A 24,654-nucleotide genomic window follows, 5' to 3' on the forward strand; every position below is an offset into this window, starting at 1 on the left:
CGCTACGCGACCTCGAACAGGTGGATGCCGGGGCCGTAGGCGGTGAAGACCTGCCCGGCGGGACGGAGGCGCTCGTGGTCGCGGTGCTTCTCGCTCGACCAGGCCAGGCGGTACCCGAGGACGTCCTCGCGCACCGGCAGGGTCAGGTCGCGGGTGCGGCCGCTGCCGTGCACGACCACCAGGACGCGGTCGAAGGGCTCGTGCTCCGGCGTCGACTCGACGAAGTACTGCAGGGCGCGGTGCACGGGCTGGTCCCAGCCCTCGATCGTCATCGGGTGCCCGTCCGGCCCGTACCAGGACATCCGCGAAGCTCCGGGGGTCTCCTGCCCCTCGACGCCGAAGCGGGTGGGGCGGAGCGACGGGTGCGCCTGCCGGAACCGGGCCAGCGCGGCGACGGCCTCGGTCATCGTCTCGGCGTCCTCGTCGTCGGACCAGTCCACCGGGGTCAGGTCGTCGGACACCACGTAGGCGTTGTTGTTGCCGTGCTGCGTGCGGCTCCGCTCGTCGCCGGCGGTGAGCATCGGCACCCCGGCGGAGAGCATCAGGGTCGCCACCAGGTTGCGCATCGACCGGCCGCGCGCGGCGCGGACCCCGCGCTCGGCGGTGTCACCCTCGATGCCGTGGTTGAACGAGCGGTTGTCGTTCGAGCCGTCGCGGTTGTCCTCGCCGTTGGCCTCGTTGTGCTTGCCGTCGTACGACACCAGGTCGAGCAGGGTGAAGCCGTCGTGCGCGGTGACGAAGTTGACGCTCGCCAGCGGGCCGCGATCGGCGCCGAAGACGTGACGCGACCCGGTCAGGGCTCCGGCGAGCGCACCGATCCCGGTCTGCGGCAGGCCGGTGCGGCGCTCCTCGGCGATGTCGGTGAGCCAGAACTGGCGGACCGTGTTGCGGAACCCGTCGTTCCACTCGCTCGTGCGGTGCCCGGCTGCGCCGAACTCCCCGGTCTTCCAGCCGTCCGGGCCGACGTCCCACGGCTCGGCGATCACCAGGGTGTCCTGCAGGTCCGGGTGGTTCCGGATGCGCTCGAGCAGCGGGTGCGACGGGTCGAACCGGTGCTCGCCGTCGCGGGCCAGGGCAGCCATCAGGTCGAAGCGGAACCCGTCGACCTGCACCTCGCGCGCCCAGTACACCAGGCTGTCGAGGATGAGGTCCGCCGTCGCCTCGACCGAGGTGTCGAGCGTGTTCCCGCACCCGGTGGTGTCGTAGTAGGTGTCCCGGCGGGGCGGGTCGGTCTGCGCCCAGCGGTAGCGGTTCGCGCCGTCGATGCCGCGCAGGCTCGTCGTCGGACCGCCCAGGCCCTCTTCCGCGGTGTGGTTGTAGACGACGTCCAGGACGACCTGGATGCCGGCCTCGTGCAGCAGCCGGACCATGCCCTTGAACTCGCGCAGGACGGCGTCGGCGCCCTCCTGCTGCGCCGGTGCCGAGGCGTGCGCGGCGTGCGGGGCGAAGAACCCGAGCGTGTTGTAGCCCCAGGCGTTCTGCCGGCCGGCATCGCGGAGCCACCGCTCGGTGTCGAACGCCTGCACGGGCAGCAGCTCGAGCGTCGTGACGCCGATGCGGTGCAGGTGCGCGATCGTGCTCTCGTGGGCGACCCCGGCGTACGTGCCGCGCAGGTGGTCCGGCAGGTGCGGGTTCGCGGCCGTCAGGGTGCGGACGTTCGCCTCGTAGACGACGGCACGGTCGAGCGGGACCTGCGGCTTCACGACGCCGCCCCAGTCGAACGCGTCGTCGACGACCACGCTGGTCCAGCGGGGGCCGGCCGCCTCGTCGTCGCCGGTCGGCAGGATGCCCCGCGCGTACGGGTCGAGCAGCGGACGCGTCGGGTCGAACTCGTGCCGCGGCCCGACCGGCCCGTCGACGAGCAGGTGGTAGCGGTCGCCGGGCACGACCCCGGGGACCTCGCCGGTCCACACGTCCGTGTCCGGCACCCGCTCGAGCGCGTACCGCGTCGGCCGCACGTCGGAGGGGTCGGCTCCGTCGGCGCTCCCCGCGCTCGCCACGACCAGGACGACGTCCGTCGCCGTCGCGGACCGCAGGGTGAACCGGGGGACGGTCCCGCCCAGGGAGAACCCCGGCGTCAGGTCGATCGCTGTCTCGTGCACGCGACAAGGGTACGAGGACCGGCGCGTATCCTGGACACTGCTCGATCCAGGGGGTGCATTTGTCGGTCTACCTCGACCACGCCGCGACGACGCCGATCCTGCCGGAGGCGCTCGCCGCCTTCACCGATGCCCTGGGCACCGTCGGCAACCCGTCGTCCATCCACAGCGCCGGTCAGCGTGCCAAGATGCTGCTCGAGGACGGCCGCGCCGCCGTCGCCCGCTCGCTCGACGCCGACCCGGTGGAGGTCGTGTTCACCTCCGGCGGCACCGAGAGCATCAACCTCGCCGTGAAGGGCCTGTTCTGGGCTCGCCAGCGCGACCGCCAGCGGCCCCGCATCGTCGTCCCGGGCGGCGAGCACCACGCCACCGTCGACACCCTGACCTGGCTGGAGACGCACGAGGGCGCCGTCATCGACGTGGTCCCGTTGGACGCGCAGGGTCGCGTCGACCTCGCCGGACTGGAGGCGCGACTCGCCGACGCCTCGGACGTCGCCCTGGTCACGTTCCTGTGGGCGAACAACGAGGTGGGCACCATCCAGCCCGTGTCACGGATCGTCGAGCTCGCGCACGCCGCCGGCGTCCCGGTGCACAGCGACGCGGTCGCCGCCTACGGGCAGGTGCCGGTGTCGTTCGCCGGGTCCGGCCTCGACGCCCTCAGCGTCTCCGCGCACAAGATCGGCGGGCCCGTCGGCATCGGTGCACTCGTGCTCGGGCGGAAGGCCACCGTCGAACCCCTCATCCACGGCGGGGGGCAGCAGCGGCAGGTGCGGAGCGGCACGCAGGACGCCCCGGCGGCTGCGGCCTTCGGTGTCGCGGCCAGCGCGGTCGTCGCCGAGCCGATGCCGCACCCGTCGCTCGTCGCCCTGCGGGACCGCCTGGTCGCCGGGGTCCGTGCGGCCGTGCCGTCTGCGGTGCTGATGGGGGACCCGGTCGACCGGCTGCCGGGCAACGCGCACTTCACGTTCCCCGGCTGCGAGGGCGATTCGCTCCTGTTCCTGCTCGACGCCGCCGGGGTCGCGGTGTCGACCGGGTCGGCGTGCCAGGCCGGCGTGCCCGAGGCGTCGCACGTGCTGCTCGCGATGGGGCTGTCGGAGCAGGACGCCCGTGGTGCGCTCCGGATCACGCTCGGCCACACGACGACCGATGCCGACGTCGACGCGTTCCTGACGGCGCTGCCCGATGCGGTCGCTCGGGCCGGTGCAGCTGGGATGGCGTCGCGGGAGCCGATGCTCGGGCGGTAGTGGTTGACTCCGGCGCAGTCAATTCGGCTTGCGCCTGGGTGGGACACCGGCGATCTCGGCTGCGACGCTGACGCCGGTCCCCTTCCAGGGCATACTGCTGCTCGTGGTGCCGAGGCCGGACGACGTACACGACGCAGGGGACGTCCGCCGTCCAGCGCGAGTCCGACCGCCGCGGGACGACAACTGGTACCGCTCGACCGAGTGGGACGACGAGATCGCTGCGGCGTTCGAAGCGAAGCTCGCACGTGCGAGATCGTCCAGGCTCGAGTACATCCGCATCCAGGGGGTGACCCTCGCCCTGCAGGGCGCCGCAGACGAGGGCGTCCGCGAGGTCGGTCGGGGGCTGCTCGTCCGGTTCATGGCGGAGATCGAGGCCGTCGGCGGGTCGCAGGCGCGCGTGAACGGCGGCGGGGAGGTGCTCGCGATGTCACTGGCGTTGTCGGGACGTCTGCGTGACGCCGCTGACGAGTACTGGAGCGTCCTCCGGCGCATCGCCGAGTGCGGCTCCGACTCGTTCACCACCGGCATGTCGGAGGTCCTCCTGGCCGAGGTGCTCCTGCAGCTCGGCGATCCCTCGTCGCTCGCCGAGGCGGACGCACTGCTCGCCGGCGCCGAGGACTCGATCCGGAGGACGGCGTTCTTCCGCGACCGCGTCGTCCGGTACCTGACTGCGCGCGCCCGCGTCGCGAGCCGGCTCGGAGACCCGGAATCGGCATCCGGGCACGCCCACGCCGCACTGACCGTGCTCGGGATCGAGGGCAACCCGTTCCCTCGGCACCCGGGTGTCGGGGTGCCGACCGTTGATGCGGATCTGCGTGTGGAGCTGACGCGATTGGCAGAAGGGCTTCGGCCCGTGGCGGTTCGGCGACGGTCGTTCCGGTTTCCGTTCCGCAAGGGACGACCGTGACGGCGTGCATCCCGGAACCTCGAACGCCGCACACCCGGGGGACGGGCGCCACGCATGACGTCGAGGGCGGCCCCGGATGGCGGATCCGGTCCGCCGATCTCCGTCCGGTCATCACCGACCTCGCTGCGTTCCGCGCAGGATCGGCAGACGACCCACTCCGTGAGGAGATCGAGTTGCTGTGGACCGGCAAGGCGGGCGATGCGCTTCGTCGTCTCGAACGGGTCGCCTCGACGCAGCGTGTCCGAGCACTGCGGGCCGACTGCCACCTTGACCTCGGCGACACCCGCACCGCTGTGCGCGAGTACGACCTCCTCGTCGCCGAGTGCATCGGGACGACTCGCGAGGCCGTGATGCGGCAACACCGGGGCAAGGCGCTCCTCGCAGCCGGGAGCGTCGACCGTGCCGTCGAGGACTTCACACTCGCCGTCGCGCTCAGACGGGCCAGTGATCCGGTGCTCCTCGCGTCGGCTGAGCAGGCACTGGCGGTTGCGCGGTCTCGAGCAGGTGACGGTACTTCGGACGTGCTCACCGGGAGCGGCGAGGTGGACGGACGTCCGCCAGTAGCCTGAGCTCGTGACCTCTCCGAAACCGCAGGTCAGCGCCGATCTGCGCCGGGAGCGCTGACCGTGGTCACGAGTGGCGGCGAGCGCCACCCGCGGAACGGCACCCGGCGGGAAAGCCGCTGGGCCGTCCCGATCCGTCGGGTCTTCCCCTGGTGGTACCTCGGCGGTGCGGTTGCGACGATGGCGATCCTGATCGTGGTCGATCCCGGCGGCAGCCAGGCCACGGTGGCGTTCTGGGGGCCGATGATCGGGATCACGATCCAGGACCGCGAGCGAGCTGCGCGTGCTCGACTGGACCGCGGCCTCCCGGTCGACCGACGGTCGATCCTGTCGCCTCCGTGGCTCGAACCGACCTGCGCGGTGTTGCTCACCGGCGTTGCCGTCGGACTCGGCATGCCCATCAACGCGCTCTTCGGACACAGCACGTCCGTCACGACGTGGGTCGGAGCGGGGGTGTTCCTCGGGAGCGCCGCGTCGTTGGTCGGTCTCCTGCTGGTCATGAGGAACCGACGTCGCCAACGGTCGAGCGGTGCGGACGGCCAGCCGGACGACGTCAGCTGACGGGGCGCTCCGAGAGGAACCGCCCGGCTCGTCGGTACTGGAAGGCGAGTTGCACGAGCCCGACCACGAACGCGAGCGACGCGACGAGCTCGAGCAGCTTGATGGGCAGACTGTCCGTGCTCACCGCTGTCGACGCGGCGAACAGCATCAGAGCGCCGACGATCGGCAGGATCCCGAGCGTGGCTCGACGGTTCTGCACGGCGACCGCGGTGACGATGTCCGCGTGCTCGTCGTCGATCGGCTCCTTGCCGGCGATCTGACGCCGCACCGACCGCTGCTCAGCGCGCGAGAGCGGGCTGCTCACCGATCGCCAGCGAGTGACGTAGTGACCGGAGCGGTATGCCCACACGAAACCGACGATGCCGACGACCAGCCCGAGCAGCAACAGCAGGAGCTGGAGGAGCAGCTGCACGCCACCGCCGCCACTCGCGTGGTTGCTCCCGGTGGCCGGCACCAGTACCAGCGCCAGGACCACCCCGACCGCCCACGAGACCAGGACGAGTGCCCCCACCCACACGAACACGCGCGTCCTGCGACGGTGGAGCCCGTCGTCGCTCTGGCCGTCGGCGAGCCGGGCGGCGGCTGCCCAACGCTCGGCTCCGGCTGGGTCGGTTGCGGGGCTGGTCATCGTTCGGGTCCTGACGTCGAGAGTCTCTCGACTCTACGGGTCACGGTCGGTGCGGGTCGCGCGCGCGACCCCGGAAGCGACTGGCGTCGGATCCGCAGGAGGGGATCGCCACCGACCCGCTTCGTTGTGATACTTGGACATGCTCGAGTTGGTGAGACCGCAGACGGCGTTGTACGAGGCGTGGGCCGAAGCGCATGCCGAGTGGGGGCCGGGTGTGCACGAGGACGGATTCGGGATCACCGCGCACGACGACGTCGGCGACGAGGACGGGTTCCGCACCTGGGTCGGCCGACTGCACGCCAGACCCGGGGCCCTCTGGTGGATCGTCGAGGACGGCCGCGTCCTGGGCGGGATCGCACTCCGGGCGCCGGGAGACGCGGCCGGCGTGCAGCGGTTCGGCCACGTCGGGTACGGGATCCGCCCGTCGGCGAGGGGCCGAGGCGTGGCGACCTGGGCGCTGGGCCAGGTGCTCGCGCACGCGTCGCGCGTCGGGATCGACCCGGTGATCGCCGTCTGCCATGACGACAACGACGGCTCCATCGGGGTGCTGGAGCACTACGACGCCGTCCTGCTGTCGACCGAGCGCCGCGGTGGCGTGCGGCTGCGACGGTACGCGATCGCCAGATCGCACCGGAGGCCCGGATGACGGGGCCGGGGCGGGGGTGCGAGGCGTTCGGAGGAAGACCGCGACCAGCGAGGCGGACCCGCACCGGGCCTCCCGGTCGGCCGAGTCGGACTCGCGCCGGTAGGATCGATGACCATGGTCGAACTGGACTTCACCGAGCAGCTCTCCGCCCTTCGCGAGACCTTCGGCAACATCCGCTCGGTGGTCGACGTCGACCGCCTGCAGCGTGAGATCGCCGACCTCAGCGAGCAGGCCGGGGCCCAGGACCTCTGGGACGACGTCGACCACGCGCAGCAGGTGACGAGCGCGCTCTCGCACCGCCAGTCGGAGCTGAAGAAGATCACCGACACCGAGCAGCGCATCGACGACCTCGAGGTGCTGGTCGAGATGGCGAACGAGGGCGACGACCAGGAGTCCGCCGACGAAGCCCTCGCCGAGCTCAAGGCGATCCAGAAGATGATCGGCGACTTCGAGGTGCAGACGCTCCTCGACGGCGAGTACGACGACCGTCCGGCGGTCATCACGATCCGCGCCGGTGCGGGTGGCGTCGACGCGGCGGACTTCGCCGAGATGCTCCTCCGCATGTACCTCCGGTACGCCGAGCAGCACAACTACAAGACCACCGTGATGGACACCTCGTACGCCGAAGAAGCGGGCATCAAGTCCGCGACGTTCGAGATCGACGCCCCGCACGCGTTCGGCACACTGTCGGTCGAGGCCGGCACCCACCGCCTGGTGCGGATGTCGCCGTTCGGTGCCGCCGGCAAGCGCCAGACCTCCTTCGCCGCGGTCGAGGTCATCCCGCTCATGCCGGAGACCGCCGTCATCGACATCCCCGAGAACGACATCCGCGTCGACGTGTTCCGCTCGTCGGGCCCCGGCGGCCAGTCCGTCAACACGACCGACTCCGCGGTGCGCCTGACGCACATCCCGACCGGCACCGTCGTCTCGATGCAGAACGAGAAGTCGCAGATCCAGAACCGTGCGGCCGCCATGCGCGTGCTGCAGTCGCGCCTGCTCCTCCTGAAGAAGGAAGAGGAGAACGCGAAGAAGAAGGAACTCGCCGGCAACATCACGGCGAGCTGGGGCGACCAGATCCGCTCCTACGTCCTGGCGCCGTACCAGATGGTCAAGGACCTCCGGACGGAGCACGAGGTGAACAACCCCTCAGCCGTGTTCGACGGCGATCTGGACGGCTTCATCAACGCGGGCATCCGCTGGCGCAAGCAATCCGCTGCCGAGTAGGGGTTCCTGAGCCGCGCGCCTCGCTTGCTTTCCAAGCGGGGCGACCTACCCTGATCCGGTCATGATCAAATTCGACCAGGTCACCAAGGTCTACTCGGGCAACCCGAGTCCGGCGCTCGACAACCTCACCCTCGAGATCCTCAAGGGCGAGTTCGTGTTCCTCGTGGGCGCGTCCGGTTCCGGCAAGTCCAGCTTCCTGCGCCTCGTGCTCAAGGAGGAGAAGCCCACGAGCGGGCAGATCCACGTGCTCGGGCAGCGCCTCGGGTCCCTGGCATCGCGGAAGGTCCCGTACTTCCGCCGCAACCTCGGCGTGGTCTTCCAGGACTTCCGTCTGCTCCCGAACAAGAACGTGTTCGACAACGTCGCGTTCTCGCTGCAGGTCATCGGCAAGAGCAAGGGCTTCATCAGCGAGGCCGTGACCGACGTGCTGAAGCTCGTCGGGCTCGCCGGCAAGGCCACTCGCATGCCGCACGAACTCTCCGGTGGTGAGCAGCAGCGTGTGGCCATCGCCCGCGCCGTCGTGAACAAGCCGGCGATCCTGCTGGCCGACGAGCCCACCGGAAACCTGGACCCCACGACGTCCGCCGGCATCATGGCGCTCCTCGAACGCATCAACCAGGGAGGCACCACCGTGCTGATGGCGACGCACGACGCCAGCATCGTGAACCAGATGCAGCGTCGGGTCATCGAGCTCTCGAACGGCACCGTCCTGCGCGACGAACAGTCCGGCGGCTACCAGACCCAGGCCGTCCCGATCCAGCGAGGCACCGTGTCCAACACCACCGGCATCCAGACGATCCCGGGGCTCATCCGATGAGGCTCGGGCTCGTCATGTCCGAGGTCGGCTCGGGCCTGCGGCGCAATGCGTCGATGGTCGTCTCCGTCGTCCTCGTGACCTTCATCTCCCTGACCTTCGTCGGCACGGCGATCCTGCTCCAGATGCAGATCAACCAGATGAAGGGGTACTGGTACGACCGGGCGCAGGTCGCCGTCTACCTGTGCACCGACACCGACACCACGGGCAACTGCACCGGCGCGAAGGCCACCGCCGACCAGCGCGAGCAGGTCCAGGCGCAGCTCGACTCGTCGACGCTCAAGCCGTACATCGAGAAGACCTACTACGAGAACCAGGACCAGGCCTTCACCCGGTTCAAGGAGCAGTTCAAGGACTCGGCCGCGACGGAGTTCGTCAAGCCGGAGTACCTGAACGAGACCTTCTGGGTGAACCTGAAGAACCCGTCGCAGGCAGACGTCCTGGTCGAGAGCCTGTCGAAGGTCGCCGGCGTGCAGAGCGTCGTCGATCAACGCGGGTACCTGCAGCCGATCTTCAACCTGCTCAACGCCTCGTCGTACACGGCGATCGGCATCGCGGCGCTCATGCTCGTGGCCGCGGTGCTGCTCATCGCGACGACGATCCGCCTGTCGGCGTTCAGTCGACGGCGAGAGCTCGGCATCATGCGGCTCGTCGGTGCGTCGAACCGGTTCATCCAGACACCGTTCGTGCTCGAGGGGGTGATCGCCGCCGCCATCGGAGCCGTCCTGGCCGGTGGCGCCATCACCGCCGTGGTCTGGTTCTTCGTCCGGAACTTCCTGGCGGAGCGCTTCACCGGCACGGCGTTCATCGGCATGGGGGACGCGGCCATCGTGGTCCCCGCGGTGATCGTGATCGGGGTGCTCCTCGCCGCGGCGTCGGCGTCGATCGCCATCCGCCGGTACCTCAAGGTCTGACGCAGCACAGCATCCGCGAGCGGGCGGCGCGCCGGGAAGGTGCGCCGCCCGCTTCGTGTTGAGTAGTCTGTAGGGCTGCGCGGAACCACCCACGCAGCGCACTGCACCGGTCACCATCGAGAGGAGTCGTCATGGCGAAGGAACGCGGGGAGAAGATCGTCGCGACGAACCGTCGCGCACGGCACGACTACCTCATCGAGGACACGTACGAAGCGGGCATGGTCCTGTCCGGCACCGAGGTGAAGTCCCTGCGGATGGGGCGCGCGTCCCTGGTCGACGGGTACGCCTACATCGACGGTGGCGAAGCGTGGATCGACGCCGTGCACATCCCGGAGTACACCGAGGGCACCTGGAACAACCACTCGCCGCGGCGGAAGCGCAAGCTGCTCCTGCACAAGCAGCAGATCGTGAAGATCTCGCACAAGACGGCGCAGGGCGGCTACACCCTCGTGCCGCTGCAGATCTACTTCCACGACGGTCGGGCCAAGATCGAGATCGCCGTCGCGAAGGGCAAGCGCGAGTTCGACAAGCGCCAGGCCCTGCGCGAGAAGACCGACAAGCGTGAGGCCGAGCGGGCCATGCGCACCCGGAACCGCGTCGGCGAGTAGCGCCGACGCACCTCCTCGGCTAGACTGAGGGACTGCTCCGACAGGAGCATTGGCAACTCAACAGCGTGACAGCGGCTCGCACGTCCGGCCCGCATGGGGATGATCGGTTTCGACATTGCCTGTGTGCCGACGGGAAGCGGGCCGAGGACCCACGGTTATCTCGTAAACGATCCGTGGAAAACAACAAGTGCCAATTCCAAGCGCACTGACTTCGCTCTCGCTGCGTAAGCAGCCCAGCACATGAAGTCCGTCGGCCAGGTGACCGTCTTCTAACCTGATCCCGACGTCATCCAGAGGACTTGCTGCACGGTTGCGCCTCAGGGCCGTGCGGGACTTGCACTGAGACTGGGCCCGTCGTCCTAGAAGCCGGTAGCAAAGGACGGGGCCGAGCAGAACGAACTATCCGGATACGCCCGTAGAAGACGTCGAATTGCAGCGATGGACGGGGGTTCGATTCCCCCCATCTCCACCATTCGCCGAACGACGACCGCTGTCACGCTGCGCCACCTGAACGCCCCGACACCGTCCCCTGGACAGTGCCGGGGCGTTCGCTGTTCCGCCACGTCCGAGGACTACGCTCCGGAGCAGGCGCGCAGAACACGCTCGCGTCGAACCCGAACGAGAGGTCAGCACGTGGTGCAGGAGATCGCGATCCGTGTCCGTCTGCGGGAGCAAGAACGAGTGGTGCTCAGCGAGTACGAGCGGATCGTGGGCTCCGTCGCCACGGTCGCCGCTCTCGCCGCATGGCTGCCGAACCCCGACACCCGTCTGGTCGTTCGCGGCCGCGGCGCGGAGCCGGTTCGCCTCGAGACCGTCACCTACGGCTCGGTGGTCGAGATGCTCGTCGTGCTCGACCAGCGCTCCGCCGGGGTCGAACGTGCCGCCGCAGCCATCGCCGCGCTCATCGAGTCGGTCCGCCACGAGCACGTCGCCGACGACGTCTCCGGGGTCGCCGGGGAACTCGATCGGCTCGACCGCGCTGCCCCGCGCGGACGCTCCGCCGTGGAACGCGCCCTGCGCACGTTCCTCGAGGGGGCACGGTCCGACGTCCTCGAGCGCAAGACGACCACCCGGGTCCGGACCGCGCAGGCGCTGCTCCGACTCGCCGAGGCGGACGCGGTCCTGACGGTGGAGCGGGTCGCCGACGCCCTGGCACCGGTGCTCGAGGAGCACGCGGTCGACGTCGAGCTGGACACCGGCTCGGCCGTGGTCGTCGAGCCGATCGACGGGGTGGAGTCGCCGGAGACCGAGGCTGCGTCCGACGACGCCGACGCCTCGCAGGCGGAGCCGGGGGCCGTGTCGGCCGTCCTGCCGCTGCCGACGGGTGCGAGCAAGGCGAAGTCGAAGAAGGACGACGGCAAGAAGAAGTCCAAGAAGGACGACGACGGCAAGAAGAAGTCGAAGAAGGACGACGACGCGAAGAAGAAGTCGAAGAAGGACGACGACGGCAAGAAGAAGTCGAAGAAGGACGACGACGGCAAGAAGAAGTCGAAGAAGGACGACGACGCGAAGAAGAAGTCCAAGAAGAAGAAGTAGCTCGCAGCCGCCCCCGCTAGAAGTCGAACAGGTTCGCCCGGATCCCTCCGGCGCCGTACTCCCGTCGCAGGAGCCCTCGGCGCCGGAGCACCGGCACCAGGTCGCCGAACATCCGGTGGATCTGCGCCGGGTGCAGGTCGCCCGAGAAGATGATCCCGTCGTTGTCGGCGTCGCTGCCGAGCTCCTCGATGAAGTCCGCGAACTCGTCGGCGGTCCCCACGAACCCCGAGCGTGACGCGATCCGCCCCTGCCGCGCCTTGCGGGTGAGCAGCTCCCGCAACGGTGCGTCCGGGGTGTCCCCGAGCAGCCCGCGGATCGTGCCGGCCGAGACGTGCTCACCGAAGGTCCCGTCGGGCACCGGGGCACCCAGGTCGAGCGCGAGCAGGTCGGTCTCGGAGTCGCTCGACCACGCGATCGCCGCCGCACGCAGCGCGTCGTCGGAGGGGTGCTCGGACGCCGCGACGATGCGGTCGGCCTCTTCCGGTGAGGACACGATCACGGGCTTCAGCACGAACAGGATCCGCAGGTCCGCGGTGGACCGCCCTGCGGCCTCGGCTGCCGCGATCACCCGGGCTCGGTACTCCGTCACCGCGACGGCGGACAGCGGCGCGAGTGCGAGCTGCACGTCCGAGTGGGTGCCGGCGAACGCGAGCCCTCGGCCCGAGCCACCGGGTGAGACGACCACGGGGTCCGACGCCAGCGGCAGCGCGTTGAGCGGACCGTCGGCGGTGAAGTGGGCGCCCTCGTGGTGGAACGCGTCGAGCGCGTCGCCGTCCGCGAAGTGCCACGAGTCCGGTGCGCCGACGTACGCGTCGCCCCACGAGTGCCAGAGCCGGCGGAGCAGCGTGATCCACTCCTCGGCGCGGTCGTACGCCTGGTCGTGCGGCAGCGGCGGCAGGCCGGCGTGGCGTGCGCTGCCGACGTCGGTGACGACGTTGATGCCGAGACGGTCCGAGGACAGGTGCGCCAGGGTCGCGAACTGCCGTGCCGCCAGGTACGGCGGGGTGATGCCCGCGTTGACGGTCGGCGCGATGCCGATGTGCGAGGTCGCGGCGAACAGGTACGGGGCGAGCAGCAGCGGGTCGTGCTTCGGGCCGCCGTACGCCTGCCGGATGCGCAGGTCGAGGGTGGCGGGGGAGCCGAGCGAGACGGCGTCCTCGGCGATGACCAGGTCCATGCCGGCCTGCTCGAGCGTCCGGACGGACTGCTGGTACAGCTCCGGCTTCGTCCAGTCGTGGCCCCAGTCCCAGTCGGACCGTCCCCACGCCTGCGGGCCGAAGCCGCGCGAGAAGAAGTACCCGAAGTGCTGCAGCTCGGCCATTCAGCGCTCCTGCCGGTCGAGGGCCGGCCGACCGACTGCCGTGCGTTGCGCGTCGGACGCTCCACGTGCCTCCAGGCCGGCGGCGGCGTCTGCGGACCGCACCGCGACGAGCCCGCGTTCCAGGTCGCGGAGCAGGTCCGCGACGTCCTCGATGCCGACCGACAGCCGGATCAGGCCGTCGTCGATGCCCTGCTCGGCTCGCTCCTCCGGCGTGCGGCCGGCGTGCGTGGTGGTCGCCGGGTGCAGGATCAGCGAGCGGACGTCGCCCAGGTGGGTCATCCGGCTGAACAGCTGCACGGCGTCGATGAACGCCCGCGCGGTTGCTTCGCCACCGGCGAGCGTGAAGGCGAAGACGGACCCGGCCCCGCGGGGCAGGTAGCGCTGGGCGAGGTCGTGGAACGGACTGGAGGCCAGGCCCGCGTGGTCGACGCTCGTCACCTCCGGCTGCTGGTCCAGCCAGGACGCGACGGCCAGCGCGTTCGCGCAGTGGCGTTCCACCCGCAGTGACAGCGTCTCGATGCCCTGGCGGAGCAGGAACGCGTTGAACGGCGACGGCGCCGGGCCGATGCGTGCGGCGACGACGTCGCGGGCGAACACGGCGAAGGCCCGGTTGCCGTACCGGTCGACGTAGCTCTCGCCGCCGAGGGACCGCTCGGGGCTGGTCAGGTGGGTCCAGCGCTCGGGGGCCGCGGACCAGTCGAACCGGCCGCCGTCGACGACCACGCCGCCGAGTCCGGCACCGTGCCCGGACAGGAACTTCGACGCCGAGTGCACGATGATGTCCGCACCGTGCTCGACCGGGCGCACCAGGTACGGCGTGGCGAGGGTGTTGTCGACGATCAGCGGGACGCCGGCGCGGTGTGCGGTCTCGGCGACGCCGGTGATGTCGAGGACGTCGTTCTTCGGGTTCGGGATCGTCTCGGCGAAGAACGCCTTCGTGTTCGGTCGGACCGCGGCGGCCCAGGCGTCGAGGTCGCGGGCATCGGTGACGAAGTCGACCTCGATGCCGAGCCGGCCGAGGTTCTGCAGCAGCAGCCCGCGCGTGCCCTCGTAGATGCTCCGGGCGCTGACGACGTGGTCGCCGGCCTGCAGCAGGCCGAGGAACGCCACGGTCGCCGCCGCCTGACCGCTGCCGACCAGGATCGCCTGGACACCGCGTTCGAGCAGCGCCACGCGACGCTCGACGTCGGCGTTCGTGGGGTTGCCGAGGCGCGTGTAGGTGTAGCCGTCGTCGGTGTCGGCGAAGCGGTCGCGGGCCTGGTCGAAGTCGTCGAACAGGAACCCGGAGGACATGTGGATCGCGGGGACCCGGGCGCCGTGCCCGGCGTCGGGCACGAAGCCGCCGTGTACCTGCTCGGTCGCGAAGCCGTGGTCGTCGGTCGCCATGGGACACCTCCGGGGGTCGTCTGGCGGTAGCCTCGCAGCCGCTCGGCGCGGACAGGCGATTGCGGCCCCCGGTTACGCGAGCGCAGCCTCAGACGAGCGCGCGGACCCCGGCGACGACGGTGTCCCAGACCTGGAGCAGCGGCTCGCGCGCCAGCCACACGGCGACGGCGTTCACGGCGACGAACAGCACGAACCACAGGGACGCCGGCACCCGGATCTCGGCCGCGGCGATGTGGAAGTCGGTCTGCACCCGCGCGCCGGTGACCAGCCAGCGACCGACCTGCACCACCGAGCGTAGGCCGTCGACGACGAAGAACGCCCCGACGGCGGCGACGACGAGGACGGTCGCCTCGGACGGGCGGACGGCCACCCACAGGGCGAGCGCGTCGAAGCCGAGCACGACGAGCAGGCCGAACCAGTTCCGGACGAACGCCAGCGCCACGAGCCCGATGACCGCGAGCACCACCACGGGCAGCCAGCGGGAGCCGTGCAGCACCCCGGTCACCAGGAGCACCCCCGCCCAGAGGGGTGCGCTGTACCCGGCGTACAGGTTCAGGATCCGGACGAGCCACCGGATGCCGCCGGGCACCCGGCCGAGCTGGACCCAGGCCTCGCCGGACCCGTCCGGGTGCAGCTCGATCCGCTGGATCCGCCCGCCGAACGGCACGACGACGATCGCGTGCCCGACCTCGTGCGCGATGGTCGCGGCGATGCGGGCCACGCGGCCGACGAACGGCACGAACGGCAGGACGGCGCCGACGAGGAGCGCGACGAAGACGAGGGGCGGGGCTGCGGTGGTCAAGTGACCAGCATCGCAGCCCCGCCCAGGAAGACCCTGCGGGATCGGCGTCAGGAGAGCCCGGGCGTCGTCAGCACCACCGTGACCAGGACCACGGTGCCGGCGATCGCCAGGGCGGTGAGGACGGCGAGGAACACCGTCAGGCGGTTCACGCGTCGGCGCCCGGCTATTCGACCGTCACCGACTTCGCCAGGTTCCGGGGTTTGTCGACGTCGCACCCGAGCTGCAGGGCCAGTTCCCGCGCGAGCATCTGCAGCGGCACGACGGCCTCGAGCGGACCCCACGGCGCGGTCATCGCACCCCAGGCCAGGTCCCCGGTGCCACGGCGGCCGAGCGCGGGGATGTCCGCTGACTCGCCGCCGATCGTGATGACGAAGCCACCGCGTGCCCGGACCTCGGCGATCGCCGACTGGATCTTCGGCTCACCGTGGTCGATGACAACCACCGGGGTGCCGTCGTCCACCAGCGCGAGCGGCCCGTGCTTGAGTTCGCCGGCGGGGTAGGCCTCGGCCCAGCGGTAGCTGAGCTCCTTGAGCTTCAGGGCGCCCTCGGCGGCGTACGGCAGTCCGGCACCGCGGCCGAGGAACAGGAAGCCGGTCGCCTCCTTGACGCTCGACACCAGCAGCGGCATCCGCTCGGCGGACACCCGCGCGGCGTGCTCGATCCGTGCCGGCAGGTCGAGCAGTTCGTCGACGAGCACCTGCGCGCGGGACGGTTCGATGCGGCCGGAGGCCACCATCGCGGAGATCATCGCCGCGACCCCGACGACGACCTGCGCCGTGAACGTCTTGGTGGCGGCGACCCCGATCTCCGGGCCGGCGTGGCAGTCGAGCACGGCGTCGGCCCGTCGAGCGAGCGAGGAGTGCATGTTGTTCGTCAGCGCGAGCACCGGGTGGCGGTCCTCGAACCGGTCCAGGGCGCGGAGCACGTCCGCGGTCTCACCGGACTGGCTGATCGCGACGACCAGGGTGCCCGGACCGAGCACGGCCTGGTCGGCCTCGCTCGCGACGACGATGTCGGTCGGCACACCACCGATCCCGCGCAGTGCGGTCGCGATCACCTGGCCCGCGTTCAGCGACGTGCCGCAGGCGACGATCGCCAGCCGGTGGAAGCCGGCCAGGCCGAGGCCCACCCACATGCTGCCGTCGGCGGTGCGGCGGGTCACCCGGTCCAGGATCGTCGCGACGACGTCGGCCTGCTCGTCGATCTCCTTCGCCATGTGGTCGGTGTGGTCGCCGAGGTCGAGTGCTGCGGCGGCGAACGGGGACGGCGTGGGGAACGGCACGGGCACCGTGATGCCGTCGGACGACCAGGTCCATGCCTCACCGAGCTCGACGACGTCGCCGTCGCGCAGCGCCACGAACGTCTCGCACCACTCGGCGATCGCGCCGATGTCGCTCGCCACGAAGTCACCGCGGCCGGAGCGGGCGACGACGAGCGGCGAACGGTCGGCCGCCACGACCATCCGGCCGTCCCGGGCGTCCAGGACCACGATCGCCCACGAGCCCTCGAGCTGCGCCGTCGCGATCTGCACCGCGAGCATCAGGTCCGGGTCGACCGCCAGGGCCCGCTCGACCAGGTGCGCGATGACCTCGGAGTCGACGTCCGACCGGAAGCGGTGGCCCTGCGCCTCGAGCGTCTGCCGCAGCCGGTCCACGTTCTCGATGATGCCGTTGTGCACGATCGAGATCCGGCCGGTGCAGTCGGCGTGCGGGTGCGCGTTCGCCTCGCGCACGGCACCGTGCGTGGCCCAGCGGGTGTGGCCGATGCCGACGCCGGTGAACGCGTCACCGGAGCGTGCAGCGACGAGGGTGCGCAGGTCGCCGACGCGGGAGACCGAGCGGATCGTCTCGGTGCGGCCGACGGCCGTCCGGACGGCGATGCCAGCGGAGTCGTACCCGCGGTACTCGAGTCGTTCGAGTCCGTCGAGCAGGTAGGGGGTCGCGTCGTCAGACACGCGGGCCGCGATGATGCCGCACATCGGCTGTCCCTTCGGGGGAACGAGAGTGGGTGGAACGGGGAGGTGGGACTGGTGCGGCACCGACCGCCGTCGGGTCTGCCGCGCGTCCGGGGCCTCCCGGCCCGGGAACCGACGCCCGTCCTCGGATCAGGCGAGGACGGACGTCGGTGTCGTTGGGCCGAGGGGTTCGGGTACCGGACTCAGGTACCGCGGGCTGGCCCCCGGGGGAGGGGCACGGCGGTCGGTGCAGGAGAAGCCTCACCCGCCGCCGACCACACGGCAACACCCGTCGGACGCTCTTGCGGTTCCCCGCGTGCGGGGGCACACCGTGCTGCGGTCGCGTGCGGACTCCCGCAATCGCCGTCGCACCAAGCGAGGGACGACGGACGGGAGGCCCGGCACCAGCTGGTACCGGGCCTCCCGTCCGTCCTGTGGTGCGTCTCCTACGTGAGGAGCGCGACCAGGTGTGACCGCGACCGCGCGCCGACCTTGCGGTAGATCTGCGTGAGCCGCAGCTCCACCGTGCGCTGCGACATGAACAGCGATGACGCGATCTCGCGGTTGCGGTAGCCCTCGGTGACCTTCTGCACCACCGCGCGCTCCTCGGCGGTCAGCGACGTGAGCACCGCCGATGCGTCGGGGGCGCTGCGCGGCGTCCCGGGGAACGCCGGCGAGAGCACCGGTGCGGACCGGATCGACGACGAGCCCGTGCCGAACTGCGGCATCGCCGCAGCCGGCGCCGGGGTCACGAGCGGTCGACGCAGGCCGGCCGCCTCGTACGCCGCTGCGGCCGCCGCTCCGAGACGCGGCCGTTCCGCCGGGTTGCCGACGGCGGCCAGCGCCGCGAACGTGCGAGCCCGCTCGTACTGCGAGTCGTGCGGCTGGAACAGTTCCAGCGCACGGCGCCGGGCCGGCTCGCGGGTGGTGTCGTCGGCGACGAGCGCGAGGCTCCGCGCCAGCACCAGGGCACCCCAGCGCCCCGGACGGGCGTGGTGGTCCGCCGCCAGGCGGGCCGTGATCGTCCGCGCGTCGTCGATCCGTCCGAGGCGCACGTACGCCTCGACCAGGTCGCCGAGGTGCCGGAGCACCGCGGGGTTCCGGAGCGACCGACCGATGGCGTCGGCGGCCTCGAGCGCGGTGGCTGCCTCGTCGAGTCGACCGTCGAGCAGCAGGACCTTGCCGCGGAGCGCGTGCAGCTTCGCCGTCGCACCCCAGAGCCGACTCGTCGAACGGTGCTCGAGGCACCGGTCCACGACGTCGAGCGCCTCGGCGGAACGGCCCTCGGCGAAGTGCCGCCACGCGACGGCGATCGCCCGGGAGGGCTCACGCAACCGCTCGGCGACGGACGAACCGGACTCCCACACGTCGATCGCGCGGAGCGCCTGCCGGAAGTTGCCGGAGCGCACCTCGTTCTCGGACGTCAGGTAGCGGGCCGCCTCGGTCCACACCGCCGCGGTCTCCTGCCCCCGGGCGAGCACGAGTGCGAACACCCGTCGCGCGCTCCGGTAGCGCTCGCCGATGCTCAGCGCGTGGGCGAGGAGCAGCAGGGCCGGGTCGGACATCGCCACGAGCTCCGACGTCGCGAGCCCGTCGTGCAGCTCGGTGTCGGGCGGCAGCACGCCGTCCACGGCGGCGATGAGCTCCCGCGCGGTCGTCGCGATCTCGAGGGTGTGCGCGGACGCCGACCCCTCGAGCGGTTCGATCCGGTGCAGCAGGTCCTTGGCCTGGTCGAGCTCCCACGCCTCGGCACGGAAGCAGGCCACCATGGCCATCAGCCCGGCGACGGCGTCCACCTCGGCCGGGTCGGTCGCGTCGACGGGGACGAGCAGCTCGTCCGCGTGCACGGCGTCACCGCTGAGGTACTCGGCCGAGTACTGCAGCCGGAGCCGGCGGACCTCGTTCGGCGTCGTCCGGAACGGACGGAGCGCCGCGAGGTACCGCGCGGCGAAGCCGAGCAGGCGCTTGCCGAGCATGGCCTCCGCGACCCCGAGGAGCGCGACGTGCTCGTCCTCGGTCCCGCCACCGATGTGCAGGGCACGTTCGGTCAGTGCGATCGCGGCGTGCACGTTGCCGTCCACGACGTACGACCGTGCGGCCCGGAGCAGCGCGACCACGTCGGGGACGTCGTCGACGAAGCTCCGGTGCCACGCGGCCGACCGCGGGTCGTTCTCCGCGCTCGCCGTGGCCAGCTCGGCGTGTGCCGCGCGACGGTCACGGGCGGGCATCCGCCAGTAGAGCGCGGAACGCACGAGCGGGTGCCGGACGGTGACGCTCTGCCCGCGGACGGTCGCGAGACCGGCCCCGACCAGGTCGTCCAGCTCGTCCCGGTCCCACGCCGTGGTCTTCGCGACGGGCACCAGGGCGAGCTTCGCGAGGACGTCCAGATCGCGTCCCGCGGCGGGCCCGAGTGCGAGTGCCGCGATGGCCTCGGTCGTCGGAGTGGGTCGGAGCGGGAGCACGATCGGCTCCGCGCCGGTGAGCTGCTCCCGGGTGAGCACCGCGAGCTGTTCGCGGAGCGCGCCGGGGTTGCCACCGGTCTCCTCGGCGAGGACGGCGAGGACGCCGTCGTTCGCCTCGGCGGGTGCCATGGCCCGGGCGAGGACCAGGGCCTCGTCCGAGGGCAGTGGTTCGATGCGCAGGGTCGGCAGGGCCGCGAGCGGCCCGTCCGACGGCACCGAGCGGACCGTCGCCACGACACGCAGGGCGGTGCCCGCGAGTCGTCCGGCGAGGAACGCGATGAGTTCCTGGCTCTCCGAGTCCATCCGGTCGAGGTCGTCGATCAGGACGAGCGTCGGCGGGAGGGTCAGGGCGTGCACGGCGTCGAGGAAGTCGTGCGCCGCCGCCAGCCCGGCCGTCACGGCGGCCGCGGTCCCGCCTGCCTGCAGCAGGTGGGCGATGTGTGCGGTCGCTCGAGGGTCGTCGAGCGCGGTGAACAGGGAGGTCACCCCGGCCAGAGGCCAGCGGGATTCACTCCCGTTGACACCGACCCGGACGACGGGGAGGGAAACGCGGTTCGAGACCGCGTCGAGGACGCTGCTGCGTCCGGAACCAGGGTCGCCGACCACGACCATCGCGGACTCCCGTGGGAGCACTGCGAGGGTCGCGATCCGGTCGACCTCGAGACGTCGACCGGTGAGTGCCATGACTCACCGGCCTCCGGGTCCGGAGGCGGATGCTGCGAGGAGGGCGTCGGCGAACACGGGGGTCGCTGCGACGGGGCGCACGGAGGCGGACCGGACTGCTGCACGGCGGGTGACCGTGGCGGAGTGCGGACGAGCGGCGGCGACTGAGCGCGCGCCGGAACTGTCGTGGATTGGATGCGGTCGACGAGTGTGGGTGCACTCGGTTCCGCTCGGGAACGATGATGTCATCGTCTGTATCACCCCTCGGGTTAGGGTCTTCGGACGAACACGACCGGTCTGTTCCGCCGTCCGGATCTAGGGAATCCGAGAGCGTCACGTGACCTGCCGTCTGGAGCACGATAACTCAGGTACCGGCCCGCCGAGCGGACTCCGGCTCGCAGATGTCCAGAACGGTGCCCCCAGTACGGGGGGCCACGAGGGGGGTGTGGCACCCGCCCTCTGCACCCCGATCAGGGTCCGTCTGACGGAACCGGGGTACAGCTCTGTCCGGACCTCGTTCGTCGTCGCAGGTGTAGCCAGGACGGGATGTCCAACGCTGAACCGACCGACGCCCGCCTCGATGACCGCACCCGGTGGCGCGCCTTCGCCGTGTGCGTCGCGGTGGCGGCCCTGACGATCCTCGACCTGTCCAAGGTGAACGTCGGGCTGCCCTCGATCGAGCAGTCCCTCGGAGCCACCAGCTCGTCGCTCCAGCTCATCGTGGCGGGGTACGCGCTGGCGTTCGGCCTCGCCCTGGTGCCCGCGGGTCGGCTCGGGGACCTGAAGAGCCGGCGCGTCATGTTCATCGTGGGGCTCAGTGCGTTCACCGGATCGAGCCTGCTGTGCGCCGTCGCACCGAACATCGAGGTCCTGATCGTCACGCGGATCCTGCAGGGCTTCGCCGCCGGGATCCAGATGCCCCAGGTCATCGGACTGGTGCAGCAGCTGTTCCGCGGACCGGAGCGGGGTCGCGCGTTCGGGCTGTTCGGGGCGATGATCGGCATCTCCACCGCCCTCGGGCCGACCATCGGCGGTGGCCTCATCGCGATCGGCGGCGAGGAGTCCGGCTGGCGGCTGCTGTTCTGGATGAACGTGCCCCTCGGGATCGCCGCACTGCTCTTCGCCGTCCGCCTGCTGCCGAAGGGTGCCCAGGGGAAAGCGCAGGACCGTGAACTGGACGTCGTCGGCATCCTGCTGCTCGGTGCGGCGATCATCACCCTGATGCTGCCGTTCGTGCTGACCAGCGGCGGCGGTGGTTCCGCCACCCGCTGGTTCTGGCTCGTCGGCTTCGCGGTGTTCCTCGTGCTGTTCGTGCTCTGGGAGCAGCGGTTCAAGCGGCAGGGCAAGTCGCCCGTGGTGCACTTCGAGCTCTTCCGGCTGTCGTCGTACCGCAACGGTCTGTCGATCGTGGCGGTCTACTTCGCGGCGCTGCCGGCGTCGTTCCTCATGGTGACGCTGTACCTGCAGGAGGGCCTCGGGCTCTCGCCCCTGTTCGCGGGCATGGTGAGCATCCCCTTCGCCGCGACGAGTGCCGTCGGCTCGTACATCGGCGGACGGATCGTCGACCGGGTCGGGCGGGCGCTGGTCGTCGCCGGGCTCGGGATGGTCGTCGTCGGCTTCCTGCTGCTCATGGTCGCCGCCGTCGCCACCCCGCCGGAGGTCACCCCGTGGGCGATGGCGGGCGCGTTCCTGGTCGGCGGACTCGGTGGCGGGTTCGTGGTGTCGCCGAACCAGACCCTGACCCTGGCCGAGATCCCCGTCGAGCAGTCCGGGGTGGCGGGGTCGATGCAGCAGCTCGGGCAGCGTGTCGGTACCGCGATCGGCACCGCGGTCGCGACGAGCATCTTCTACGGGATCGTGCGGAGCGAGGCGGCGGGGTCGGGATCTGGCGGGTCCGGAAGCCGTCTTGATGCGTACCACGACGCGTTCCGCAGCGGCACGACGTTCACGGTGTCGCTGATGGCGCTGGCGCTCGTGCTGGCCGGTGCGGACCTGGTGACGCGTCGGCGGGCGGCGCGGCGGTCGGACGGGGACTCCGAGCACGCTGGCGCGGCCGCGGGGTCCGAGCGCACCGGGGCGAACGGATCCGCCGAGCGGACCGAGGCACCGGGGTCCACCGAGCGGGGCTGACCTGCCCGCCGACCGTGCCTAGGAGTCGCGGCGGATGACCTCGACGACGGCGTCGTGCACCAGGCCGTTCGAGGCGAGGGCGCTGCCGTGCCACGGCCCGGGATCGCCGTCGAGCGAGGTGAAGCGGCCGCCGGCCTCTTCGACGATGGGGACGAGGGCTGCGATGTCCCACGGCTTCAGGTCCGGTTCGCCGGCGACGTCGAGGACGCCCTCGGCCACCATCATGTACGACCACATGTCGCCGTAGGCTCGGGTGCGCCAGACCCGGCGCGACAGGTCGACGAGCGGCTCGAGGCGGTCGTCGTCGTCCCACTGCTGGATGCTGTTGTAGCTCAGGCTCACATCGGCGAGCTCGGACACCCCGGAGACCCGGAGCGGTCCGTCCAGCGAGAACGCGCCGGAGCCCTCGGCCGCCCACCAGCGCTTGCCGAGGGCGGGAGCGCTCACGACGCCGAGCACCGGGCGGCCGTCGACCGCGAGCGCGATGAGGGTCGCCCACACCGGCACGCCGCGCAGGTAGTTGGCGGTGCCGTCGATCGGGTCGACCACCCACTGGCGGTGTCCTTCGCTGACGGCCTCGGCCCCGGTGTCCGCCGTCGTCTCCTCGCCGAGGAACGCGTCGTCCGGTCGCTCGGCGGCGAGTCGCTCGCGCAGGGCCCGTTCGACGGCCTGGTCCGCGTCGGTGACGTGCGTGCTGTCGGCCTTCTTCGTCACGTGCAGGTCAGCGGCACGGAAGCGCTCGAGGCTGATCGCGTCGGCGGTGTCGGCGAGGGAGCGGGCGAAGTCCAGGTCGGCGCTGAGGTCCACGTCGCCCAACCTACCGTCGCTACGCGGCGACGACCTCTTCCTCCTCGAGCCGGGTGACCTCGCGCTCGCGGGCGATGCGGGTCCGGCGGGCGACGAGCCCGTGCACCACGACGCAGAGCAGGAGCGCGGCGGCCAGCCAGAGGGCGAGCACGAGCGACGACCGGCCGAGCGAGGCGTCCGGGAAGTACTGCAGGTCCTGAGCGGCCTGCAGCCATGCGGCACCGCTCCAGAAGGTGTGCAGGGCGGCGAAGAACCCGGGCTGGAACGCCGGCTGGAAGATCCCGCCGGACGACGTGAAGTTCAGCATCACGAACAGCATCGTGAGGATCGGGGTGGTCCACCGTCCGAGGACGGGGTGCAGCCCGACGCCGAGTGCGACGATGATCGCGTCGTAGAGCCAGGCGAACAGGAACACCTGCCAGTGGTGGGTGGTGATGACGCCGTAGATCGGTCCGGCGACGATCACGCCGATGCCGGCGACGACCCCCGCGGTGGCGAGCCCGATGACCGCGGTCCACACGGCACGGAGCTTCGTCGCGACCGACGCCACGGCGATCGCGGACGCGTACCCGCCGACGCTCAGGGCCACGAGCAGGAAGAACAGCCCCTGGCCGGTGGTGTCCTGGTCGCCCGTGGGCACGACGTCGACGACCCGGAACGGCACGTGCTGGTCGTAGGCGATCGGCAGGAACACCTTCTGCGCGGCGCTCGCGGTGGTCTCCGACGCGGCGGTCGAGACGTAGAGCGTGGCACCCGTCGCCGTCGGCGCGTACACGGCGGCGAGGTCGCGGTCGCGCACCTGCTGCTCGGCCGCCTTCGTCGATGCGACGACGTGGGCCACGAGGGCGCCGTCGGACTGGTCGGTCACGGTCTGGGCGAACACCTGGGTGGCCGCGCCCTGGCCGACGATGCCGACGGGCAGTTCCTGCGGGGCCGGGGCGTGGAAGGCGCCGAGGTAGGCCAGGCCCATGCCGGCGGCCAGGAACAGCGGCACGAGGATGTGCGAGGCGAACGTCCGCAGCACGCGACCGAGGTCGGCGGGGCGCAGGACGCTGTCGGACCGCTGCGGCTTCGGGGCTCGTGGGGAATTGTGGGTGGGGGAGTGGTGCGCGTGCGACGTCGTCGTCGTGCTCGGGGACGGGGCGTCGACAGCGGGGGTCGGCGCAAAGTTGTACTTTGCAACTTCAGACACGTCCGCAACTGTACAACCCCGATGCGCGCTTGTCGATGCCGGCCCGGTGTCGAGGCGTCGTCCGGTGCGAGGTTGCCCACTCCGTGCGAGGCGCGCGAGCCCGCACGGAGTGCGCAACCTCGCACCGTTCGTGCGCCCCTCGCACGGTGCGAGGTCTGCACGGTGCGGAGGGGGCGCGGGAACCGGAGTGGTC

20 protein-coding genes and 1 other RNA gene are annotated in these 24,654 nt (G+C 71.3%); 12 read left to right on the top strand and 9 right to left on the bottom strand.

Annotated features, from left to right (window positions below; genetic code table 11):
- Positions 1 to 2 precede the first annotated feature (2 nt).
- The gene (locus DEJ03_RS06650; RefSeq protein ID WP_110863990.1) at positions 3 to 2,102 is read right to left on the bottom strand and encodes a glycogen-debranching protein; all 2,100 of its coding nucleotides are present in this window, start codon (positions 2,100 to 2,102) and stop codon (positions 3 to 5) included.
- Between the two features lie 59 nt (positions 2,103 to 2,161).
- Here DEJ03_RS06650 and DEJ03_RS06655 point away from each other — a divergent pair, with 59 nt between their 5' ends.
- The 4 genes from DEJ03_RS06655 (at position 2,162) to DEJ03_RS06670 (ending at position 5,374) form a co-directional block, all read left to right on the top strand.
- Positions 2,162 to 3,343, top strand: a complete 1,182-nt coding sequence (locus tag DEJ03_RS06655) for a cysteine desulfurase family protein (RefSeq protein WP_110863991.1) — start codon at positions 2,162 to 2,164, stop codon at positions 3,341 to 3,343.
- Positions 3,344 to 3,446: 103 nt separating this feature from the next.
- Positions 3,447 to 4,250, top strand: coding sequence for a hypothetical protein (locus DEJ03_RS06660; protein ID WP_146237663.1), 804 nt, complete (start codon positions 3,447 to 3,449; stop codon positions 4,248 to 4,250).
- Entirely contained in the window at positions 4,247 to 4,819 is a 573-nt protein-coding gene (locus DEJ03_RS06665) for a hypothetical protein (RefSeq protein WP_258370627.1), read from the top strand. Before DEJ03_RS06660 ends, DEJ03_RS06665 begins: the two co-directional genes overlap by 4 nt.
- Before the next feature lie 174 nt (positions 4,820 to 4,993).
- The gene (locus DEJ03_RS06670; RefSeq protein WP_146237664.1) at positions 4,994 to 5,374 is read left to right on the top strand and encodes a hypothetical protein; all 381 of its coding nucleotides are present in this window, start codon (positions 4,994 to 4,996) and stop codon (positions 5,372 to 5,374) included.
- Here the strand turns inward: DEJ03_RS06670 and DEJ03_RS06675 are convergent.
- Positions 5,367 to 6,002, bottom strand: coding sequence for a hypothetical protein (locus DEJ03_RS06675; RefSeq protein ID WP_110863994.1), 636 nt, complete (start codon positions 6,000 to 6,002; stop codon positions 5,367 to 5,369). The genes DEJ03_RS06670 and DEJ03_RS06675 overlap by 8 nt on opposite strands.
- Before the next feature lie 151 nt (positions 6,003 to 6,153).
- On the opposite strand from DEJ03_RS06675, the gene DEJ03_RS06680 reads away from it, so the two are divergent.
- From DEJ03_RS06680 to DEJ03_RS06710, 7 genes are all read left to right on the top strand, one after another.
- A complete protein-coding gene (locus DEJ03_RS06680) occupies positions 6,154 to 6,648 on the top strand; it encodes a GNAT family N-acetyltransferase (protein WP_220034118.1) in 495 nt (164 codons plus the stop codon).
- 114 nt (positions 6,649 to 6,762) lie between these two features.
- Positions 6,763 to 7,872, top strand: a complete 1,110-nt coding sequence (prfB, locus tag DEJ03_RS06685) for a peptide chain release factor 2 (RefSeq protein WP_110863996.1) — start codon at positions 6,763 to 6,765, stop codon at positions 7,870 to 7,872.
- A 61-nt stretch (positions 7,873 to 7,933) separates the two neighbouring features.
- Complete coding sequence (ftsE, locus tag DEJ03_RS06690; RefSeq protein ID WP_017888215.1) at positions 7,934 to 8,689, top strand: cell division ATP-binding protein FtsE; 756 nt, start codon at positions 7,934 to 7,936, stop codon at positions 8,687 to 8,689.
- The gene (ftsX, locus tag DEJ03_RS06695; protein WP_027465852.1) at positions 8,686 to 9,600 is read left to right on the top strand and encodes a permease-like cell division protein FtsX; all 915 of its coding nucleotides are present in this window, start codon (positions 8,686 to 8,688) and stop codon (positions 9,598 to 9,600) included. The genes ftsE and ftsX overlap by 4 nt, the downstream gene beginning before the upstream one ends.
- Before the next feature lie 131 nt (positions 9,601 to 9,731).
- Positions 9,732 to 10,208: an SsrA-binding protein SmpB gene (smpB, locus tag DEJ03_RS06700; protein ID WP_027465851.1), complete on the top strand. Its 477-nt coding sequence runs from the start codon at positions 9,732 to 9,734 to the stop codon at positions 10,206 to 10,208.
- A gap of 95 nt (positions 10,209 to 10,303) precedes the next feature.
- Positions 10,304 to 10,680: a transfer-messenger RNA gene (gene ssrA / locus DEJ03_RS06705) on the top strand.
- 161 nt (positions 10,681 to 10,841) lie between these two features.
- Positions 10,842 to 11,744 (top strand): hypothetical protein, encoded by a 903-nt coding sequence (locus DEJ03_RS06710; protein ID WP_110863997.1) that lies wholly within the window; start codon positions 10,842 to 10,844, stop codon positions 11,742 to 11,744.
- A gap of 16 nt (positions 11,745 to 11,760) precedes the next feature.
- Here the strand turns inward: DEJ03_RS06710 and DEJ03_RS06715 are convergent, their stop codons facing one another.
- From DEJ03_RS06715 to DEJ03_RS06735, 5 genes are all read right to left on the bottom strand, one after another.
- On the bottom strand, positions 11,761 to 13,065 hold the full coding sequence (locus DEJ03_RS06715) for an LLM class flavin-dependent oxidoreductase (protein ID WP_110863998.1): 1,305 nt from the start codon (positions 13,063 to 13,065) through the stop codon (positions 11,761 to 11,763).
- Positions 13,066 to 14,451, bottom strand: a complete 1,386-nt coding sequence (locus DEJ03_RS06720; RefSeq protein WP_110863999.1) for an O-acetylhomoserine aminocarboxypropyltransferase/cysteine synthase family protein — start codon at positions 14,449 to 14,451, stop codon at positions 13,066 to 13,068. It abuts the gene before it with no gap.
- An 88-nt stretch (positions 14,452 to 14,539) separates the two neighbouring features.
- A complete protein-coding gene (locus tag DEJ03_RS06725; protein ID WP_181422629.1) occupies positions 14,540 to 15,253 on the bottom strand; it encodes a M50 family metallopeptidase in 714 nt (237 codons plus the stop codon).
- A 163-nt stretch (positions 15,254 to 15,416) separates the two neighbouring features.
- Positions 15,417 to 17,231, bottom strand: coding sequence for a glutamine--fructose-6-phosphate transaminase (isomerizing) (gene glmS, locus DEJ03_RS06730; protein WP_110864001.1), 1,815 nt, complete (start codon positions 17,229 to 17,231; stop codon positions 15,417 to 15,419).
- 422 nt (positions 17,232 to 17,653) lie between these two features.
- Positions 17,654 to 20,353: a LuxR family transcriptional regulator gene (locus tag DEJ03_RS06735; RefSeq protein ID WP_110864002.1), complete on the bottom strand. Its 2,700-nt coding sequence runs from the start codon at positions 20,351 to 20,353 to the stop codon at positions 17,654 to 17,656.
- Positions 20,354 to 20,878: 525 nt separating this feature from the next.
- On the opposite strand from DEJ03_RS06735, the gene DEJ03_RS06740 reads away from it, so the two are divergent.
- Positions 20,879 to 22,462: an MFS transporter gene (locus tag DEJ03_RS06740; protein ID WP_258370628.1), complete on the top strand. Its 1,584-nt coding sequence runs from the start codon at positions 20,879 to 20,881 to the stop codon at positions 22,460 to 22,462.
- Positions 22,463 to 22,480: 18 nt separating this feature from the next.
- Here the strand turns inward: DEJ03_RS06740 and DEJ03_RS06745 are convergent, their stop codons facing one another.
- Positions 22,481 to 23,269 carry an inositol monophosphatase family protein gene (locus tag DEJ03_RS06745; RefSeq protein ID WP_084741405.1) on the bottom strand — a complete coding sequence of 263 codons (789 nt, stop codon included), beginning with the start codon at positions 23,267 to 23,269 and terminating at the stop codon, positions 22,481 to 22,483.
- Positions 23,270 to 23,288: 19 nt separating this feature from the next.
- Positions 23,289 to 24,461: a hypothetical protein gene (locus DEJ03_RS06750; RefSeq protein ID WP_146237665.1), complete on the bottom strand. Its 1,173-nt coding sequence runs from the start codon at positions 24,459 to 24,461 to the stop codon at positions 23,289 to 23,291.
- Between the last annotated feature and the right edge of the window lie 193 nt (positions 24,462 to 24,654).

Origin of the sequence: Curtobacterium sp. MCLR17_043, from assembly GCF_003224215.1 — a bacterium.
Taxonomy (GTDB): domain Bacteria; phylum Actinomycetota; class Actinomycetes; order Actinomycetales; family Microbacteriaceae; genus Curtobacterium; species Curtobacterium flaccumfaciens.